At 68.3% G+C, this 17,641-nt stretch carries 16 protein-coding genes and 1 pseudogene; 12 read left to right on the top strand and 5 right to left on the bottom strand.

Annotated features, from left to right (window positions below; translation table 11 throughout):
- Positions 1–417: 417 nt before the first annotated feature.
- The gene (locus tag ACIBAG_RS01025; RefSeq protein ID WP_399099501.1) at positions 418–903 is read right to left on the bottom strand and encodes a RidA family protein; all 486 of its coding nucleotides are present in this window, start codon (positions 901–903) and stop codon (positions 418–420) included.
- Positions 904–952: 49 nt separating this feature from the next.
- Positions 953–1,633: a haloacid dehalogenase type II gene (locus ACIBAG_RS01020; protein ID WP_399099499.1), complete on the bottom strand. Its 681-nt coding sequence runs from the start codon at positions 1,631–1,633 to the stop codon at positions 953–955.
- A 455-nt stretch (positions 1,634–2,088) separates the two neighbouring features.
- Between ACIBAG_RS01020 and ACIBAG_RS01015 the strand changes: the two genes are divergently transcribed.
- The 12 genes and pseudogenes from ACIBAG_RS01015 (at position 2,089) to ACIBAG_RS00960 (ending at position 14,102) form a co-directional block, all read left to right on the top strand.
- Positions 2,089–2,775: a GntR family transcriptional regulator gene (locus tag ACIBAG_RS01015; protein WP_399099497.1), complete on the top strand. Its 687-nt coding sequence runs from the start codon at positions 2,089–2,091 to the stop codon at positions 2,773–2,775.
- Between the two features lie 1,033 nt (positions 2,776–3,808).
- Positions 3,809–4,018 (top strand): DUF2180 family protein, encoded by a 210-nt coding sequence (locus ACIBAG_RS01010; RefSeq protein WP_399099496.1) that lies wholly within the window; start codon positions 3,809–3,811, stop codon positions 4,016–4,018.
- Positions 4,019–4,996: 978 nt separating this feature from the next.
- Positions 4,997–5,482, top strand: coding sequence for a RidA family protein (locus tag ACIBAG_RS01005; protein WP_399099494.1), 486 nt, complete (start codon positions 4,997–4,999; stop codon positions 5,480–5,482).
- A 47-nt stretch (positions 5,483–5,529) separates the two neighbouring features.
- The gene (locus ACIBAG_RS01000; RefSeq protein WP_399099492.1) at positions 5,530–6,636 is read left to right on the top strand and encodes an alanine racemase; all 1,107 of its coding nucleotides are present in this window, start codon (positions 5,530–5,532) and stop codon (positions 6,634–6,636) included.
- Positions 6,637–6,712: 76 nt separating this feature from the next.
- Complete coding sequence (locus ACIBAG_RS00995; protein WP_399099490.1) at positions 6,713–7,447, top strand: SDR family NAD(P)-dependent oxidoreductase; 735 nt, start codon at positions 6,713–6,715, stop codon at positions 7,445–7,447.
- A 343-nt stretch (positions 7,448–7,790) separates the two neighbouring features.
- Positions 7,791–8,144, top strand: a complete 354-nt coding sequence (locus tag ACIBAG_RS00990) for a cupin domain-containing protein (protein ID WP_399099488.1) — start codon at positions 7,791–7,793, stop codon at positions 8,142–8,144.
- Positions 8,145–8,317: 173 nt separating this feature from the next.
- A pseudogene (locus tag ACIBAG_RS00985) lies at positions 8,318–8,494 on the top strand (transposase); the annotation flags it as partial.
- 67 nt (positions 8,495–8,561) lie between these two features.
- Positions 8,562–9,662, top strand: coding sequence for an ABC transporter substrate-binding protein (locus ACIBAG_RS00980; protein ID WP_399099486.1), 1,101 nt, complete (start codon positions 8,562–8,564; stop codon positions 9,660–9,662).
- Positions 9,655–10,794 carry an ABC transporter ATP-binding protein gene (locus tag ACIBAG_RS00975; protein WP_399099484.1) on the top strand — a complete coding sequence of 380 codons (1,140 nt, stop codon included), beginning with the start codon at positions 9,655–9,657 and terminating at the stop codon, positions 10,792–10,794. The genes ACIBAG_RS00980 and ACIBAG_RS00975 overlap by 8 nt, the downstream gene beginning before the upstream one ends.
- A gap of 3 nt (positions 10,795–10,797) precedes the next feature.
- The gene (locus ACIBAG_RS00970) at positions 10,798–11,694 is read left to right on the top strand and encodes an ABC transporter permease (protein ID WP_399099482.1); all 897 of its coding nucleotides are present in this window, start codon (positions 10,798–10,800) and stop codon (positions 11,692–11,694) included.
- Positions 11,691–12,557, top strand: a complete 867-nt coding sequence (locus tag ACIBAG_RS00965) for an ABC transporter permease (protein WP_399099480.1) — start codon at positions 11,691–11,693, stop codon at positions 12,555–12,557. Before ACIBAG_RS00970 ends, ACIBAG_RS00965 begins: the two co-directional genes overlap by 4 nt.
- Positions 12,558–12,617: 60 nt before the next feature.
- Positions 12,618–14,102: an NAD-dependent succinate-semialdehyde dehydrogenase gene (locus ACIBAG_RS00960; protein ID WP_399099478.1), complete on the top strand. Its 1,485-nt coding sequence runs from the start codon at positions 12,618–12,620 to the stop codon at positions 14,100–14,102.
- Positions 14,103–14,328: 226 nt separating this feature from the next.
- Here the strand turns inward: ACIBAG_RS00960 and ACIBAG_RS00955 are convergent, their stop codons facing one another.
- From ACIBAG_RS00955 to ACIBAG_RS00945, 3 genes are all read right to left on the bottom strand, one after another.
- Positions 14,329–14,793 (bottom strand): hypothetical protein, encoded by a 465-nt coding sequence (locus tag ACIBAG_RS00955; protein WP_399099476.1) that lies wholly within the window; start codon positions 14,791–14,793, stop codon positions 14,329–14,331.
- A gap of 41 nt (positions 14,794–14,834) precedes the next feature.
- Positions 14,835–15,563, bottom strand: coding sequence for a hypothetical protein (locus tag ACIBAG_RS00950; protein WP_399099474.1), 729 nt, complete (start codon positions 15,561–15,563; stop codon positions 14,835–14,837).
- 358 nt (positions 15,564–15,921) lie between these two features.
- The gene (locus ACIBAG_RS00945; RefSeq protein ID WP_399099472.1) at positions 15,922–17,616 is read right to left on the bottom strand and encodes a PucR family transcriptional regulator; all 1,695 of its coding nucleotides are present in this window, start codon (positions 17,614–17,616) and stop codon (positions 15,922–15,924) included.
- Positions 17,617–17,641 lie beyond the last annotated feature (25 nt).

Genomic DNA, 17,641 nt, shown 5'->3' with positions numbered 1-17,641 from the left:
GACGGCGTCGGCGATCTCCTCGGGAGTGGCGAGGCGCTGGAGCGGGATCGGCCCTCATGGTCACGGCGGGTGGCCTCTTGGTCGTACCTGCGCCGGAAGGACGCCTCGATGACTAGGCCGTGTCCGCAAAGTCCCGCCTGCCCCGCGGCGTCTGGCACGCACTCTCGCCGCACCGGGCGAAAGCTCACGTACAACCAGTACGAGGGCTTCCGCCCGGCACGCCGAGAGCACGCACCAGACGCCGCGGGGCCCGCCCTCCGGGCGGACGACGGGACTTTGCGGACACGACCTAGGCCGTCGCTGTCCTGCATCGCGTCGGCCAGCAGGATCTGCACCGGGGTGTCGATCGTGCCGGCCGAGGGCGTCGATGCCTGTTGAAGCCGGGCCACCGCCGCACTGCTCATGATCGGCTCGCCGCTACACCGCAGTGCAGATCACCTGGATCTCGACAGGGGTGTTGAGGGGCAGCCCGGCGACGCCGATCGCGGTGCGGGCGTGCCGTCCGTTCTCGCCCAGCACCTCGATGAGCAGTTCACTGGCCGCGTTGGCGACGTTCGACTGCTCACCGAAGTCCGGCGTGCTGGCCACGAAGACCAGCATCTGCACGATCCTGACCCGGTCCAGGTCGCCCACCGCCTGCACAGCGGCCGCGAGCGCGTTGAGCGCGGCATGGCGCGCGAGCTCCCGCGCCGTCTCCAGGTCCACGTCCCGGCCGACAACGCCCTGACCCAGCAACTCGCCGTCCTTGAACGGGAGTTGGCCGGAGAGGTGGATGGTGGAGCCCACCGTCCGGTGGGGCACGAGATAGGTGGTGCCGGCGAGGACGGGTAGCTCCAGCCCTAGGGCGTGGAGCCTTTCTGAAGCCGAGTCACCCTTGACGGTCTGGGGCAAGGGCTGACTCATGCCGCCACCGCCTTGCTGTGGATCATTTCCTCAGTTCTCCGCTCGGGCGTCAGGGCCGAGGCAGGCCGAAGAGGACCGGGAGGTCGGCGATGTCGGTGATCCGCTCGTAGCCGAGCCAGTGCTCGTCGTGCTCCCAGCCGCGGTCGACGTACACCTTGTTCTCGATGCCCATGATGGCCGCTGAGCGCAGGTCGTACATCGGGCTCGCGGAGACATGCACGAGCTCGTCGGGTGTCACGCCGAGCTTGTCAAACATGTACTCGAAGGTGCGGAGTCGCGGCTTGTAGACGCCCATCTCCTCGGCGCTGATGACGTCTGCGAACGGGGCCTTGAGGTTCTCCGCGAGGCGCACGGCGTGCGCGGTGTCGCTGTTGGTGATGATGACCAGCGGGACCTCCTCGGCCAGGCGGTTCAGCGCCTCGGTGACACCGGGCCACGGGCCCCAGGTGGGGATGCGCTCGTACACCGCCCGCGCCTCGTCCTCGCGGTACTCGAGACCGACGCTGCGCGAGGCGCGCTCCATGGAACGCGCGACGACCTGGTGGAACGGCTGGTACGCGCCCGTGCACTCGTCGATCCGGTACGCCTTGCAGATCCGCAGGTATTCATCGGCGACCTCGGCCGGCAGGCGGTCGCCCAGGACCTCACGCATCGTGTCGTTGATGCTGAACTTGATCAGCGTTCCGTTCATGTCGAACGTCACGAACTTGGGCTTGGCGTCGAATGCCACGTGTCCTCCTGGTGTTTCAGTGGAGCGGCTGGATTCTGGTCGATTGTCGACCATCTGCTTGGTCGATTGTCGACCAAACGTTCCTCGGCTGTCAACAGGGTCGGACGAGCGCCTCGGGCGGGCCCGGCGCTGATCCACTTTCAGATGAGTGGGGTGATCCGCCGGGCAGGGCGCGACTATGGGCATGCCGAGCCACGGACGGCCACGCTCCCCTTGGCCGGCTGCATCCCCCTGCAGGTCCACAAGCGCCCGCGTCGCCGGATCGGCACCGGCCTGACAGCCAGACGCACCACCCGAGACGCCGACTGTCACCCGCGACCCGTGAGTCGGATGGGACGCGGCTGCGCTTCAGGAGTTCCGTGCCGGACGGCCGACTTGAGCCGTGGACGCAAAACCAGCAGAGGTATAGTCGACAAACGACCAAGTGGTCGACAAGCACCGAGGAGGGCGACGGGGTGGACCACAAGTTCGAGTGGCAGGAGCAGCGGATGACGACGCCGGACGGCGTCTACCGCACACTGCGTGCCGCCATCCTCGATGGGACCGTACCCCCTGGTGGCCAGCTGCGCGAGGCGCACATCGCCGCTGATCTCGGGATCAGCCGCTCCCCGCTGCGCGAGGCGCTGACCAAACTGGAGGAGGAAGGGCTCGTCGTCAAGATCCCCTACCGTGGGGCGTTCGTCGTAGAGGTGAGCGCTCGTGAGGTCGCCGAGATCGACTCGATCCGGCTACGTGTCGAGCCGTACGCCGCCGAGCTCTCGGCCGAGGCGCTGCGCGGTCCTGAGCGGCCCCAGTTGCTGCAAACCGTCGAGGATCTCCGTCGGGCCATGGAGAAGGACGACATCCCGGCCAGCATCGACGCGCACCTTCGATTCCACAGGCTCTTCTACGAACTCTCGGGGCACGGCGTCCTGCAGAGTCTCTGGAACGGCTGGGAGACCAAGCTGCGCCTCCACCTCAGCGTCGATCACCGCACTTACAGCGACGACCCGCAGCAATTGGTCGTCGAGCACGAGAGGTTGGCCGCGGTTGCCCTGGAAGGCGACACCGACGCGTTCCGCCGGGAACTGGCTGCCCATTTCCCCATGGGGCTGGGAGCCCAGTCGGGAGATCCAGGGGAACACGCGCCCCGGCATGCATGAGGCCATGTCGGCGTGCGTGAAGTGTCCGAGCCCGCTCGCCACTGTGATCAACGCGATCTTGTAGCGGATCTTGAGTGAGGTTGCCGGTTGCCGGTTGCCGGTTGTCGGCCGCCGGCACGGTGGGGCGGGTAGGCGGCGACGGGCCGATTATGGCCGCGCGGGCGGGCCCGTTCCTCCAAGAGACGGCGCGTCGTGGCGGCCTTCCGTCATATGCGCTGCTTCTCCTGCGGCGCAGTCGGCGTCGACTCCGGGGCGCTCGATCATCCCGGGGAAACCTTCAACTGGGTGTCGTCGGCAGGCGTGGATCTACGGCTCCATGGCGCGTGGGCCGCGTGAGTGCAGGAACCGGTCTGCACAGCGCCGACGGGTGACGCCCTCGCGCCGGGGCCCCTCCGCCGATTTCCATCTCCTCTCCCGCCCGCGTGCGCACCAGACGGCCGTCTCCCGTGCGGGAAAGGGTGGCTCCGTGTGGCCGGGCGCCCAACCATCCACAGCAGAGCGCCTCGTGGGCCGCCGACTCGGCGAAGATCACCGGGATCCTCCCACCGGAACGCGTAACGCTTGATCCCCTGCACCGCGACGCGGGACGCGACCCCGTTCCGTGGATCTTGCGGTTCCCGGCCCGCCGTCGGCCACTGCCTTGAGGTTGAGGATGCCTCACCGCTTGAGGGATCGGGGCCGTGGCGGCGGCTTTGATGTCGGCGCAGCCGGGCTCGCGGTAGGTCGGGAACGCCTCGCGGCACTGCTCCAGGGTCTCGCCGAGCCGCCGCCTGTTCTCGGAGATCGGCCGGCGGCGCGTCGGACTTCAACGGTCTGGCGGACAGGGCCGGAGTCGCGCCCCGGTGACGCCGTCCGCACCGTGCCGACGTTTGCTTTGCCGCGCCACCGCCAGATGATCACGATTGAGTCTTAGTCTTGACAGAGTCTAAATTTGGCCATACTTTCAAGCTCCTTGAGTAGGTGTGTGTGGCCTGGGGGTTTGTTCGTGTTGGTTGGCCGCCACATCCGGCCCCTGCTGAAATCGGAGTTGGACATGAGGTGCTACGACTGCCTCCAAGAGGCGCACAGCGACACCACCGGCATCGGTGTGTGCTCGCGCTGCGGCTTGGCCGCCTGTGAGAATCACGCCCGCGTACGTCAGGTGCAGGTCACCCGCCAGGTCGGCATGGGCGCCGCGTACGGCCGTATCCCGGCACGCAGGGTGGTATGCCATACCTGCGACAGGGCCGAGACGGCGCACTGACCGCATGGTGCGCTTGTCGCACCGGCATCACTGGTCGCCGAGGGGGCCGCTGTCCGTCCGGGCATGCGTTCTTGGCCTGTCCGGACGCCGTCTCTGATCGCTGTCGCAGTGTCCGGGCCTCAGCCGCGGCCACGGCTCGGTGCGCCACGCTGGAGGCGCGACCACGGACGACAAGAGCCGTAGGGGCGGGGCTTGTTCCTGCTCGGCGGCAGCTTCCTCAAGGCTTCATGACGTCCTTTTGTCGACGATCGTCCCGGCGTGTCGTGGTGGGCTGGCACAGTCATGGTGTCCACGCTGACTGCCGGACAAATCCGTCTTGCCCTGGCAGGTGACTTCGGTGATCAGGCCTTCCGGCAGTGTGGTGAAGGGGCCGGCCTTCCTCCCGGCCTGCAAACACCCGCAGGCGGTCGATCAGTTCCGAACTCGCCTGGAAAACTCACGCCACTGCGGCGTCTGCCTGAACCGCCACATCGCACCCTCGAACTGATTCCACGGCCGCTCGGGGTGGGGGGCCGTACTCGCCCATCGGCAGGAGCGCGCGGTCAACCTCCCCTGCTTGTCGGTGAGTTGCCTCCATGTCACGGTCGTCTTCCTGCCGTATCTCCCCAAGGCCGGCGGTGTTCTTGCCGGAACAACCGGGCGGCAGGCCGAGCCGCTCTGGTGGCATGGGGTCTCGTCGGGCGTGAGGTCGACCATCCGTGTCAACCGCTCGAGAGCCCGCTGCCGACGGCGATCGTCGTGAGGTGAGCCGGGTCGTGGCCTCGACCGGCGGCTGAAGTTTGTATTGACAGTGCTCGACGGACCCTCATATGGTCGACAAACGACAATACGGTGGCGGTATTAAGCCGCTATACGGCGTTATGTCACCACTGTTACTCGAGGAGAGAACCGAGTGCAGATGATCAACAATCATGTGAAGCGGGCTCTCGTGGCCAACTGCGTGGGCATGTGCCCTGTTCGGTCTGCGGAGGTGCCGCGATGAGCCAGTCCGTGGCTTCGGCAGCGAACACCGACTCGGCTTCCGATCGGCTCCAGACCCTGGGGCTGACCCTTCCCGGGCTCCGTGACAACCCGTACTACGTGCACCACCGGACCGTGGGATCCAGCATCTACATCTCGGGCCAACTGCCTTACAACGACGGCGAGTTGCTGGGTCAGGGCGTTGTCGGCCGGGACGTGGACCTGGAGACGGCGCGGGAGCTCGCGCGCCATGCCGCGCTCAACGCGCTCGCGGCCGCTGTGCAGGCGGTGGGCGACCTGGACCGGGTCAGGATCGTGCAGATGCTGGTCTTCGTGGCCAGCACGCCGGACTTCGGTGGGCAGTCGAACGTCGCCAACGCGGCCAGTGAACTGCTCATCGAGGTGCTGGGCGAGAACGGACGGCACGCTCGTACCGCGATCGGCGTCGCCGGGTTGCCGCTCAACAGTCCGGTCGAGATCCAGATGGTCTGCACCGCTGTGTAGGGCGGGCGCCCCTCGATCATTCCAGGCAGAACCACAAGGAGGGCAGCGTGAACCGGCTGCAACGAGCACTAGACGCTCTTGTCGAGCGGATCGACACCCCCGCGCCGATCGTGCTGGTCGACGTCATGCAAGGCAACATCGACCGCATACAGGGCTTCGCCGACCAGCACAACCTCAAGGTCAGGCCGCACGTCAAGACGCACAAGTGTGTGGAGATCGGCCGCCGCCAGATGGAGGCCGGCGCGGTCGGGATCACCGCGGGAAACGTCGGTGAGGCCGAGGTCTTCGCCGCGGCCGGGTTCGACGACATCTTCCTCGCCTACCCGATCTGGCCCGCGGGATCGAAGAAGCCCCGGATTCGCCGGCTCGCCGAGTCCGCCCGGCTGCGGGTCGGCGTCGACAACGTCGCGGCGATCGAGGCCCTCGCCGACGCGATGGGAGACGAACCGGACCGGCTGCAGGTCGTGATCGAGGTCGACTGCGGCGCCCGTCGTTCCGGGGCGCCGCCCGAGGTGGCGGGCGATCTCGCGCTCGCCGCCCGCAAGCGCGGTCTGGTGCCGGTGGGCGTCTTCACCTATCCCGGTCACGGTGGCGCCGGCCAGGACGTTCGCCGGCGCGCCGCGCAGGACCAGGAGGCCGCGCTCATCACCGCGGTACGCAGCCTCGCCGACGTCGGGGTCACCGCTGAGGTGGTCAGCGCCGGCTCCACTCCCACCCTCGAGTTCTCCACCAGCAGCGTGATCACCGAGATCCGTCCCGGCGAGTACGTCTTCGGCGATCTGAACAACGCCCGGCTGGGCTCCTGCGGGGAAGACCAGATCGCGCTCTTCGTCGCCGGCACCGTGGTCAGCGACTGGGTCCCCGACCAGGTCATCCTCGATGTGGGCACCAAAGCCCTCAGCCGCGAAGGCAGCCCCGAGATCGGCTACGGCAGCATCGCCGGCACGAAGGCAGTCCTGGCCAAGCTCAACGAGTACCACGGGTTCCTTCCGCTGCCGGACGGCGAGTTCCGCCCCAGCGTCGGCACCGTCGTACCGGTGGTGCCCAACCACGTATGCCCCGTAGTCCTCGGTTTCGAGGAGCTGATCGTCACCGACAGCACGGGCACGTCGCTGCAGCGCTGGCCGGTCGACGCCCGCGGATTCCTCAACTGAGCGGCCCCCAGGGACAAGACGCCGTGGTCGAGCCCGCAACCCGACGACCGATCTCCCCCGTAATGGAGTACCTGACATGAGACTCAACAACGTCACGGCCCTGGTGACAGGCGCCAGCAGTGGCATCGGGCAGGCCGTGAGCTCCCACTTCCGCCGCGAAGGCGCGCGACTGCTGCTCACCGGCCGCAGGGAGCGACTCGACAGCGCTCAGCCCGACGACCTGTATGTGCCCGGAGACCTCAACGACGAGGCGTTCGTCGAGCACCTGGCCAAGCAGGCCGCCGAGTCCTTCGGCACCGTCGACGTCGTCGTCCTCAACCACGGCCTGCAGGCCGCCGGCCCGCTCAGCGAGATGGCCCTCGACGACGCGAAGAACGTGCTCGAGAGCAACCTGCTCAGCGCCTTCCTGGTGATGAAGCACTTCGCACCGCTGATGCCCGAGACCGGTGGCTCGTTCGTCTGCGTCAGTTCACGGCTGGGCATGGTCGGCATGGCCGGCCAGGTCCTGTACTCCGCCGCCAAGGGGGGCCTCATCATGCTCGCCAAGGGCGCGGCGATCGAATGGGCCCCGCGCAACATCCGTGTCAACGTCGTCGCTCCGGGCCTGACCGCCACCCCGATCATCGAAGCGGCGTTCCAGCGCAGGCCCGACCCCGAGGGCTACCGCCGCGAGCGCGAGAGCACGATCCCGCTCCAACGCCTCGCCACCCCTGAAGAGGTCGCTGACGCGGTGCTCTTCTTCGCATCATCGGAGTCGTCGTACGTGACCGGATCGGTCCTGACCGTCGACGGCGGGTACACCGCTTTCTGAACATCCCCGCTGGGAAGGCATCACCACCAGCAATGGGCTGAACGACCTGCTCTCCGTCTCGTCTTCCGCCTCGGGCGACCGCCGATTGCGGCATGAACGGTCGAACACACGTCGAGCGCCCCCCAATCGCCGCACTCGAACGGTGCCACCCGCAGTGCGCCCGTGCCGGCAACCGCATCCGAGGCACCCGGCCACCCGGCCACCCCCGCACCAGCCGCGACGTGTCGCCGGCCTCCGCACACCGGGAACGGGCCGCGCCCACGAGTGTGTGCCCGAGCACGTCGGCAACGGCTCATGGACCGTGGCGGCGGCTACCAACTGCTCAAGCTCAAAAAGGAAAGACATGTCGCTCCTGAAGGCCATCGACACCAATCCCTCCTTCGCGCCGCGAAAGTCCGGCCCGCTCCCGGAACGCCTGATTTCCGGCAACCCCACTTTCCGGACCTGGGCCCAGGACGTCGCCCGTGGCGAGTCGATCCATACGGGAGTCTGGGAGGCGACGCCCGGCGAGATGCGCTCGATCAAGGGCGAGACCTTCGAGTTCTGCCACATCCTCTCCGGCATCGTCGAACTCACCCCCGAAGGCGGCGAGCCGGTGATCTACAAGGCCGGCGACAGCTTCGTCATGAAGCCGGGCTATGTCGGCGTCTGGAAGACCATCGAAACCGTGCGCAAGATCTACGTAACCGTGATGTGACGTCGATGCCCGCCCCGATCGTCTTCGGGATCTCTCGCGAAGTCACCTGCTGAGCGACGTCGCCGGGGCCGATGAACCGCTCGGCCCGCCCCTCAGCCGCACTCCCGGCTCTGCTTCATCCCTCGCGAGAGCCCTCACGCTGCGGCTCTGGTGAGGACCGCCCCACTCCGCAGGTCACCGCCTGTCACGGCTCCAGCTTCCCCACCGCTACTCAGCCGGTCCTCCAGTCGGCGTCGCTCCGACGACAAGGTCGTCGGGGACTTCGATCCACAGCGAACACGTGCCCACAGCGGCGATCGGCAACGCAAGCGGGCGATGCTCTGTCCGCGTTCGCCACCCTGCACCATCCCCCCCCGCACCCGCGAGGTAAAGCCCCGCACAGCTGGTCCCACGCGTCCCCAGATGAGGAGTATTGCCATGAGTGATGCCCAGATCGGTCGTAGAGCGCTCCTGCGCGGAGCAGGCGGCCTCGCTGCCCTCGCCGCTCTTCCCTCCCTCGCCGCCTGCGGCACCGGTACCAGCCGCGTGTCGGCCGGTGGGGGTAAGGGCGGCAAGACGGTGGTCGTCCGTGACAGCGGTGGTTCGTACGGGGCTGCGCTGCAGAAGGCGATCTATACGCCGTTCACGCAGGAGACCGGCATTGCCGTCAAGGTGCTGAACCTGGATGACGCTCCGCTGCTGGCGCAGATCAAGCAGGGTCGGCCGCAGTGCGATCTCATCAACAACTCGATGATGTCGCACACCAAGTATGCGAAGCAGGACGCGCTGGAGGCGCTGGACCTCGACCGGGTCAAGAGCGTGAAGAGCGCGAAGATCCCCGAGGCCCAGATCACTGAGCATGCCATCGGCCACGCCTTCTACGGCCAGTGCATCGGGTACCGCACGGACGCGTTCGGGGGTAAGAAGCCGGAGTCGTGGGCGGACTTCTGGGACACCAAGGCGTTCCAGGGCGGCCGTTCGATGGTCAGTCCGGACGGTGACCTGCCGGAGCTGGAGTTCGCGCTGCTGGCCGACGGTGTCCCGATGGACAAGCTGTACCCGCTGGATGTGGACCGTGCCTTCAAGGTGCTGACCCAGCTGCGGGGCGACATCAAGAAGTTCTGGGACAGCGGCCCGCTTCCCGGTGTGCTGCTCAGCCGCCAGGAGGTGACGATGTCCACCGTCTGGGACGGCCGGCTCGCCGATCTGCAGAAGCAGGGTGTCCCGGTGGAGCGGCAGCTCAACGGTACGCGCCGGCAGTTCTCGGGCTATGCCATCGCCAAGGGCGCGGCCAACATAGACGCCGCCTACCGGCTGATGGACTTCTCGTTGCGGGCGGAGAGCCAGGCCAACCTGGTCAAGTTCTTCCCGTCGAACCCCTCCTCGCCGGTGGCTTACGCCAAGCTCACGGAGGAGGAGCGCAACGCGTCCGCGGGTGCGCCGAAGTACTACGACAAGGGTTTTGACGCGGATGTCGACTGGTGGCTGAAGAACGAATCGGCCGTCACCAAGCGCTGGTTGGAGTGGGCTCGTGGCTGAATTCGGTGTCGCCGCACCGTCGGTGAAGGTGGCCGGCAACAAGCCGGCCACGGCGACCGGCAAGTCGCTGTCGGTGGTGGCTCTGCGTAAGACGTACGGGGACGTGGTCGCCGTTGATGAAGCGTCGATGGAGATCGCGGCGGGGGAGTTCGTCACTTTCCTCGGTTCCTCGGGGTCGGGCAAGACCACGACGTTGATGATGATCGCCGGGTTCTGCGAACCCGACTCCGGCACCGTCACCGTCGGGGACCGTGACGTCACGCGGCTCGCGCCGCAGAAGCGGGGGCTGGGGTTCGTCTTCCAGCAGTACCTGCTTTTCCCGCACATGACGGTCAGTGAGAACGTCGCGTTCCCGCTGACGCTGCGGGGCGTGGGCAAGGACGAGATCCGCCGTCGGGTGGGGGAGACGCTGGAGATCGCGGGCCTGTCCGGGTTCGGCGGCCGCAAGCCGCGTGAGCTGTCCGGTGGTCAGCAGCAGCGTGTGGCGTTGTGCCGGGCGCTGGTCTACCGCCCGCCGGTCATTCTCATGGACGAGCCGCTGGGCGCCCTGGACAAGAAGCTCCGCGACCAGCTTCAGGTGGAGATCAAGTCCATTCAGCAGGAACTCGGCCTGACCGTCATCTATGTGACGCACGATCAGGAAGAGGCGCTGGTCATGTCGGACCGTATCGCGGTGATGCGCAACGGCCTGATCGAGCAGTTCGACACCCCGAGGGAGTTGTTCGAGCGGCCAAGGACGCCGTTCGTGGCGGACTTCCTCGGCGCGGCGAACTTCCTGCCCGGCTGCATCGACAAGCATGACGGCGAGCACACCCTGGTCCGCCTTACCCAGTCCGACACTCTGCTGAAGGCGCGCCGTCACGACCTGCCCTCCGGCACCGAGGTGAAGGTTGCGGTGCAGCCGGGCCGGCTGCGGGCCTGTGCCGCCGATGACGGCTTCTGTACCGGCACGGTCGAGACCGCGACTTACGTGGGCACGTTGGTGCGCGCGGGTGTGCGGGTCGACGGCAAGGAGGCGCCGTTGCTGCGCCTGGAAGTACCCGCAGGCCGCGGCCCGGTCGCCGGCGAGCGGGTCGGAATCAGCGCGGACCCCGAGGACGTCAACCTCTTCGCCGACGAAAAGGCAGGGTGAGCCATGGCCGCCACCCTCACCGCGGCGGCTCCCGCCCGTCCGCGCAAGCTGTTGGCCTCGCGCCGGACCCGGGTCGGGATCCTGTACGCGCTGCCGGTCGTCGTCTATCTGCTGGTGCTGTTCGTCTACCCGATCTTCTCCACGCTGCTGCTCAGCCTGAAGGACGCCGACGGCTCCTTCACCCTGCACTGGTACGCCGACGCGCTCACGGGCGTGAACCTGTCGGTGCTGTTCACCACGCTGCGGATCTCCGCCGAGACAGCGGTGCTGAGTCTGGTGTTCGGGTTCGTTCTGGCTCAGGCGATCTGCCGGCTCAAGCCCATTCTGGCGGGTCTGGCGATGCTGGTCGTGGTCGTGCCGCACTTCGTCAGTGCTCTGGTGCGAACCTACGGCTGGATCATCATGCTCGGTGACAAGGGTCTGGTGAACGAGTCCCTGGCCGCGATGTCGGTTCCCGGAGCGCCGTTCCAGCTGCTCTACAACGAGCTTGGCGTGGTCATTGGTACCACCTCGATGATGCTCCCCTACACCGTGCTGCTGCTGTACGGCGTGATGCGCGGTGTGGACCGGCGGCTGCTGGCGGCCGCATCCAGCATGGGCGCAGGCAGGGTGACCATCTTCCGCCGGATCTATCTGCCGCTGGTCGCCCCCGGGCTGGCCAGTGCCGGGCTGCTCAGTTTCATCCTCTCGCTGGGCTACTACATCACCCCGGCCCTGATGGGCGGCCCCAACCAGACGATGATCGCCACCCTCATCAACCAGCAGGTCACCAAGGAGAACCAGTGGAATGGAGCGGCCGCGCAGGGCGTGATCCTGCTGGTCCTCACCCTCGCCGGACTGCTCCTGGTCAAGGCCGTGACCTCGCTCGGCGCCAGCCGTAAGAAGAGGAGCGCCACATGATGGAGCTGCGCAAGACCCTCGCCGGGCGGGTGGCGCTGACCGCGGTCGCCACCGTCATCCTCCTCTTCCTGGCGCTGCCGATCGTGGTCATCCTCGTCACCTCCTTCAGCAACAACGCCTTCGCCGCCTTCCCACCCGAGACGTGGACGCTGAACTGGTACAAGGCTCTGTTCGCCGACGGCAGCAAATGGCCCGCCGCCCTCACCCTGAGCGCTCTGGTCGCCGCGCTGAGCACCGTCTTCTCCCTCATCATCGGGGTGACCGCGGCGACCGCCCTGGTCCGCAGCGAACTCCCGCTGCGTTCGGCGGTCTTCGCCCTGGTCCTGGGCCCGCTGGTCATCCCGCAGATCGTCACCGCACTCGGCCTGTTCCTGCTGTTCGAGCCGGCCGCGATGCTGGGCAGCCCGATCGCCATCGCCCTCGGCCACACGGTGCTGGCCTCGCCGATCGCGGTGCTGATCCTGATCGCGACCCTGCGCGGGATCGACGAACGCCTCGAGGACGCCGCGGCCAGCATGGGCGCCGGCCGGCTGACGATCGCCCGGAAGATCACCTTCCCCCTGGCCGCGCCCGGCATGATCGCAGCGGCGATCTTCTCCTTCATCACCAGCTTCGACGAGTTCTACATCTCCCAGTTCCTCTCCTCCGTCGACACCGTCACCCTGCCGGTGCAGGTCTACAACTCGCTCACCTTCGAGATCGACCCCAGCGTGACAGCGGTCAGCGCGATCCTCATCGCCTTCGCGATCCTCGCCCTCGGCATCGTCGCCCTGGTCCGCTGGCTCGGCTCCGGACGGCAGGACTCCCTGCTCTCGGTCGAGAACACGGTCGGCGTCGCCAACCCCGGACGCGAGGCCGTATGACCACCCACCGATCGTGCTCCCTCGACACACCATCCTGCGATCAGCGAAAGAGCCACGCGCATGACTGACACGCTCACCGCTCCCCCAGGGGAGTCGGCAGTCCTGGAATCCGTCCCCCGTGGCTTCCTCGCCCACGACTGGCAACCCGCCGCCGGCGGTCGCACGTTCGAGGTGCGCAACCCCGCAACCGAGGAAGTCATAGCCACCGTCGCCGACTGCGGCGCACAAGACGCGCTCAAGGCACTGGACGCGGCGGCCGCGGCAGCCGACCAGTGGGCCCTCACCAGCCCGCGGGACCGTGCGACCGTCCTGCACCGGCTCACCGACTCCCTGATCGAACACCGTGAGCGTCTGGCCCGGATCATCACCCTGGAGATCGGCAAGACGATCACCGAAGCCCGGGGTGAGGTCGACTACGCCGCGGCCTATTTCCGCTGGTACGCCGAGGAAGCGGTCCGCCCGCACGCGCGCAGCACACCCTCCCCGGACGGCAAGAGTCACATCGTCACCGTGGCCGAACCGGTCGGGCCCTGCCTGCTGATCACTCCATGGAACGTCCCGCTGGCCATGGCCGCCCGCAAGGCCGCAGCCGCCCTCGCCGCAGGCTGCACCGCCGTGCTCAAGCCGGCCGCGCTCACCCCGCTGTCCTCCCTGGTGCTGGGTGAGTTGGCGCGTGAGGCCGGCGCGCCCGCGGGTGTCCTGACCGTGATCCCCAGCAACGACGCGGCAGGGGTCAGCACGGCTCTGCTGGCCGACCCCCGGCTGCGCAAGCTGTCCTTCACCGGGTCCACGCCGGTCGGCAGGCTGCTGCTTCAGCAGAGTGGTGCCCGGGTGCTGCGCACCTCGATGGAGCTGGGCGGCAACGCGCCGTTCCTGGTCTTCGACGACGCCGACCTCGACCTAGCGGTCCGCGAAGCGATGATCGCGAAGATGCGGCTGGGAGGCCAGTCCTGTGTCGGCGCCAACCGGTTCCTGGTCCAGGAGGGAATCGCCGACGCGTTCGCCGCTGCCATGGGCGAGCGGATGGCCGCCATCCGGGTGGGCTCTCCGGACCGGGAGGACACTGAGCTCGGTCCGCTGGCCGACCACCGTGCGGTGGACAAGGTCCGCCACCTCGTCGAGGACGCCGTGGCCCGTGGTGCCGTCGTCATCGGCAAGGCGGACATCCCTGACGGGCCAGGCCACTACGCAGCCCCGACCGTGCTGGACCACGTCCCCGCCGACGCCGCGATCATGCACGAGGAGGTCTTCGGACCTGTCGCCGCCATCCACCGGTTCTCCACCGAGGCCGAGGCCATAGCGGTGGCCAACAACACCGAGCACGGCCTCGCTTCGTACGTGATGACGTCCCACATCGACCGCGCCCGCCGGGTCGCCGCCCGTCTGCAGGCCGGCATGGTCGGCATCAACCGCGGCTTGGTCTCCGAGGTCGCGGCACCCTTCGGCGGGATCAAGCAGTCCGGTCTGGGCCGCGAAGGTGGACCCGAGGGTCTACACGAGTACCAGCAGCTCAAGTACCTGTCCATGCCCGGCTTCAACACCTGAGCAAGGCGGACTCGAGCGCAGGCCTCGCCCGTGTGCCGGCCGGGTGACCAGTGACCGGGATGATGATCCGTTCCGCGACGTCCACTGGGGCGCGGCCAAATCCGCCCCGGGTGGCCAGTCTCCGGCGGCGGCCTTGATACCGCCGGCCTGGCCGCCGGGACCGATCTTCGGCAGGACGGTGCTGTGAAGCAGTTCCCGCCGCTGGTGCCTGCCTCGCAGTGCTTGGTCATCGACGGCAAGGGGCATCCTGCAAAAGCTGAGCAGGTGTCTGGGGCGTCAAGCTGCCACGGCAGCCCGGTGGGAGCCTCGGCTCTTCCTCACCGGGCTGACGCCTTGTCGGCGTACACAGACGCCTTGTCGGCGTACACATAAGGTGCACAGCCACGCCCGGCATCCAGAGGCTCGACACACGCGTTGCGCTGCCGCCTCTGATCAGCTGCTGTCCCGCAATGCGGTGCGCCAGCGCATCGAACGGTTGGAGCGTCAGGGCCACATCGCCGGCTGCACCATTGTCCGCGCGGGTGAGGACACCGGTGTTGTCGTCTCGGCGCTGGTCCTCGTCTACCGGCAGGACCGCATGCGCGGCGGCGACGTCCTGGCCGCCCTCAAAGGCATCCCCGAGGTCGTCATCTGCGAGATCCTCAGTGGCGACTTCGACATCATCCGTACGGGACACGGTCACCGCGCTCACCCTGTCCAGCGTCGTCAACCGCCCGCGAGAAGGGCGGAGTTCTACGGCAACAGGGTGAGCAGCGCCGTCGCCTCTTCCCTCTCCAGCAGCCCGCCCTGCACCACGAGGTTGGCGCCATCGCTGAATTGGGCGAATGGCAGCCTCAGCTGCGCACGACCTCTTGCTGATTGATCGCCTGTGTTGCGGAGGTCCCGGTGCTCCGCACGGATGTAGTTCGAGGTGCCGTTCATGATTGTCCTGGACGCCGGTGATCTCCAGGCCGCCGAACATGGCTCGGCGGTGCGCAGGACGGGGGTACCGCTGAGTACCGAGCCCTCGAACTCGAAGCTGACACCACGCTCGACGGCCAGTCGCATCAGCGCCCGGCCGGCGAGCGCGACCGGTCCCTTGTCGGTGGTGCACACGTGCTTGCCCGATTCCAGGGCCCAGCGCACATGGGTGAGGGTGGGCTCGCCGTCGGTGGGGTTGGTGAACGTCGCCTCCACGACGATGTCGGCCGGCACCTCGCGGATCACCCACTCGTTGCGCGGAACAGCGCTGCCGCCGGCAAGGCCCGCGAAGCTCAACTCCCCGGGCTCGGCGGTCAGTAGCGGTGTCAGATCGATGTCGGCGGTGTCCACCAGGGAACCGGCCCGCAGATCGGTGATCGCCACCACTCGCAGGGCGAAATCCAGTTCCCCGGCCAGACGATCCCCGCTCCGGGATATGAGCTCGGTAAGCGCGCGATTGACGCCGCCGAATCCGATGAGGGCGAGATCGTATCGGCCCATGAGATCGCTCCTTCACAGTCCGCCGCCTTCACGGTGCGGCTGCTCAGAGCCTCGCTTCTGTGCCTGTCACCTGCTCCATGCCACAACGACCACACGGCATGCCGATCTGCTGTGTCGTAGGGCGATTCGCCCACCCAGGCAGCAGACCCACCGCAAGGGCCGGTACGGCGGCGAGGAGAAGCCACGGCACGGGCCGGGAGTCCCAGGTGCGGGCGGCGGCCACGACCCCGAAACCGGCCGCGATGAGCAGCAGCTGCGGTAAGCGCGGGCACGTACGCGGCGGTTGCCCGGAAGGCCGACCGATCAGGATCGTGGCTTGTACACCAATACGGTGGAAGGGCACTGACCGGAACAGACCTCAGCGGACCCGCAGGACATCGAGGGCCGTGAGTGCCACGTGCAGTTCGGTGCGCTGTTCGCCGGACTCGAGGTCGCAGTCGAGGATCCGCTCGATGATGCGCAGGCGTTGGTAGACGGTCTCGCGGGACAGGCCGCCGGAGCGGGCGGCCACGGTCTTGTTGCCTGCGGCGTCCAGGTAGTGGCGCAGGGTGGTCAGCAGGTCCGTGCCGTGGCGGGCGTCGTGGTCGGCGAGTCGGCCGAGCCGGCGTTCGGCGTAGTCCTGGATCCGGGTGTCTTCGCGGAGGGCGAAGAGGAGGCGGCGCAGGCCGATGTCGGATCGTTCGTGGTAGGAGCGGTCCGGGGGGAGCGGCTGGCCGGGCTCGGTGGCTTCGGCGACGCGGGTCGCCTCGCGGAAGGAGCGGGCGACGGCGGGGAGGTCTGTCGCCTCGCCGCCCGTGCTCACCGTTGTCCCGGGAACCAGGTCGAGTGCGGTGCGGCTCAGGTGCTCGACGACGGGTCGCCACGGTTGCTCGGGACGCAGGGACAGGAGAACGCCGACGCGGGTCGGTCCGAGGAGGCCGACGAGGGCCTGTGTTCCCTTCTTCTTCAGCTCCTCGGAGAGGAGTTCCTCGGCCTTGGCCGTGTCGTCCTCGCAGGGGACGTCCGCGAGTACGGCGATGAAGCGGGAGTCCGCCGTGGGCAGGCCCAGCGCGGCGATCCGGGCCTCGGCGTCGGCGGGCGAGCGGTGGCGCTGCTCGACGAGGTCGCGCAGCACGCTGCGGTGTGCGGCGCGTTCCCAGGGCGTGGGGTGGGTGAGACGGGCGATAGTGAGGGCCATCGCGGTTCTCTCCAGGACCGTGACGGCTTCCGGACCGAACGGGCCGAAGGGCGAGTGAGCGGCCGGGCCGGGCGGGGGCGGGAGCATGGCCACCCTGCCCCAGCGTTCGCCCTGGTACTCCACGGGTGCCACCAGCCAGCCCTCGGGGCCGGAGACGGTGGTGTGGTCGGCGGGCGGTGTCGCTCGGGAGCGCTGTTCCCAGGAGGTGAGCGCTGCCCCGGCCGTGTCACCGGAAGGCTCGCAGACGAGTGCCTGGTGGACCAGGTTCTCCAGGACAACGGTGTGGCCGCTCATCTCGGCGGCGGCGCGTACGACGTCCTCGGGCCCGGCGCCGCGCAGGGTGAGCGCGGTGAACGCCTCGTGGACGCGCTGGGTCCGCCGCATCACCTCGGCCTGGTTGCCGAGGATGAACGCGTGGACGACCTGGGTGACCTCCAGGAAGTTGACGTCCTTGGCCAGGGTGACGAGGGGCAGCCCGCGGACCTCGCAGGCGTGGACCAGGGGCTCGGGCGGGCGGTGGTAGCGGCGGACCAGTTCGATGACCAGGGCCGCCGCGCCGACGTCGGCGAGTTCGTCGACGTAACGGCGTACGCCGGCCGGCTCCTCGGGCAGAGGCATGCCGGTGGTCAGGACGAGTTCGCCGCCCTTCAGGAAGGAGGCGGGGTCGGTCAGTTCGGTGATGTGGACCCAGCGGACGGGCCGGTCGAGCCGCGACAAGCCGGTGACCACCTGCGGCTGTCCGGCGGCCAGGACGGGAAGGGCCAGCACGTCGGCCACGGTGAGCGGGCGGCCGGCGGTGTTCACGTCGCGGCTCGGCACGCAGGCCTCGGGGCCGTCGGCGCCCGGCCCCGGAGCCGTGGGGTGGTTCTCGCTCACGGTGCCTCCATGGGGGGTCCCGGCT

The organism is Streptomyces sp. NPDC051243 (genome assembly GCF_044455405.1).
Lineage (GTDB): Bacteria > Actinomycetota > Actinomycetes > Streptomycetales > Streptomycetaceae > Streptomyces.
The sequence above is the reverse complement of the archived record's forward strand: the minus strand, read 5'-3'. Positions and strand labels throughout refer to the sequence as shown.